Source organism: Endozoicomonas sp. YOMI1 (assembly GCF_024606345.1).
In the GTDB taxonomy this organism is placed as follows: Bacteria; Pseudomonadota; Gammaproteobacteria; order Pseudomonadales; family Endozoicomonadaceae; genus Endozoicomonas.
The window spans coordinates 1-2,086 of sequence record NZ_JAHHPM010000180.1 but is presented as its reverse complement, the minus strand read 5'-3'; the positions used below and the strand labels follow the sequence as shown (position 1 = coordinate 2,086).

The 2,086-nt window shown below is 53.1% G+C and carries 1 protein-coding gene; it reads right to left on the bottom strand.

The window, feature by feature from the left end; all coding sequences use genetic code 11:
• On the bottom strand, nucleotides 1-2,086 hold a 2,086-nt coding region (locus tag KDK15_RS06395), incomplete at both ends, for a hypothetical protein (RefSeq protein WP_257294535.1).

The following is a 2,086-nucleotide window of genomic DNA, read 5'->3' as shown; positions in this document are numbered from 1 at the left end:
ATTACCGATGGATTGCAATTGGCTACCATCAATACACGGAACAGTTTGCCGGTAATCGCAAATGCGTGGATAGCTCTTGTTACGGCCAATCATGCCGAGGGTTTCGGCATCCGCCACCGGAATCGGTTCGCTGTCACAAGCGGCCGATGGTGCAGGACAAGGCAGGTCGGAAAAGGGGATGGCGGATGCCATGGGCAGGGTTTCGACGGAGAAGAAATCACTGCTGAAATTGCGTGGCATGCCTAACTGGTCAAGATACTCTTGCTTGGGTTGGCAATCCGGGAGCAAGAGCGAGAGCGGATGAGCGACAGGTTTACACACATCATCCAGATCCAGCGGACAGATACCAGGACTGTTAAATACCCTATCGTTAACCATATCGATAAGATAGGTATTACAAACCCGGGTATGATTACTGACGATATCGGCCTCTGCCTCTAAACCCAGGGCTTCGATCCTGCAATTAACCGCCGTGGTATCGGTAACGGTAACGGTATTACCGTTAGTCTCATTAACCCGCCCTGCCCCAATACCAGCATATGCCCGAGTGCCGTTCGTTGCGACATTACTGTTCACTGCCAGGGTGTTGGCAGCGGTTGCACTCTTTTCAAGCTCTCCTATGCCGATAGCTGCATTGGCCATATCACCGGCAGTTGTAACATTGCAATTTACCGCTGTGCTCCAGGCAACGGTGCCACCATCATAAGCAATTGCAGCTCCGATGCCTGCACGTCCCAAATATTTTTTGGTTTTGACCGTGCAGCTCAACGCTGTGGTGCGTTCAACGAGGCTACGACCTTTAATAGATCCCGTTCCAACAGCGGCATTTGCACCCTTGCCCACTGTTTCAACGTGGCAGTCAACCGCTGTCGTGTTGGCAACATTTCCATTTTCAACAGCGCCTGAGCCAATACCGGCGCTCCCAAATATACCGGTGGTGTTGACTGTGGAGTCCAGTGCCTTGGTATAGGTAACGATTCCTGTACGCAAATGTCCAGCTCCAATAGCGGCATAAGCCTCATCGCCCCCGGTTTTAACGTGGCAATCAACCGCTGTCGTGTTAGCAACAGTGCCATTATTAACGTGGCCTGCACCGATAGCCGCGTCTGCTCTTACTTTTTCGGTTATGATGTTACATTTCACTGCCGTGGTGTCAGCAACGGTTCCGCGATTGACCCTTCCTGCACCGACACCGGCTTTAGCAAGCCTGCCTGAAGTTCGAACCTTGCAATTCACTGCCCTGGTGTCAGCAACGGTTCCGTGATCAACCATTCCTGCACCGACACCGGCATGGGCAGACTCGCCTGAAGTTAGAACCTTGCAATTCACTGCCCTGGTGTTGTCAACCTTTCCTTTGGCAATGCCTGCTACAACTCCCCCACGGGCAAGCTTGCCTGAAGTTCGAACCGTGCAATTCACCGCCATGGTGTTGTCAACCTTTCCTTTGGCAATGCCTGCTACAACTCCCCCATAGGCTTTACGGCCCGAAGTACTTACATGAGCATTTTCAACCCGGATATTACTGATCGTGGCATTTTCAGAAATTTCACAGGCCACCACTGCCGCCGGGCCTTTGGACGTTATATTGGCATTAGTCAAGCGCAGGCGAACGACAAGGCCTTCACCGGCCAGGTTTTTTATCAGGCAATGTCTGAGATTACCGATGGTACCATTTTCACCATGGAAGATGCCGGTAAACGGATGGGTCTCATTACCGATGGATTGCAATTGGCCACCATCAATACACGGAACAGTTTGCCGGTAAGTGCCATTGGGTGGATAGTTCGGGTTACGGCCAATCTCGCCCAGGGTTTTGGCATCCGCCACCGGAATCGGCGGGTCGCTGTCACGGGTGGCCGATGCTGCCAGGCCGACAGCAGCGAGGCCGGTCAGCGCCCCCAGCACCGCCGCCGCATTGGGCAGATGACCAGACCCGGGCGCTGTGCTTGTCGGTTTACGATGCTGCTGCGATGAGTTCTGTTGTGTGTCTTTTATTTTATCGTTGTCGTTTTCCTGGGTTCCGTCCCGCGTTAAAAACGGTACTACCCCAGACTCCCTGGATACATCCAAACTGCCCCATCGTCCC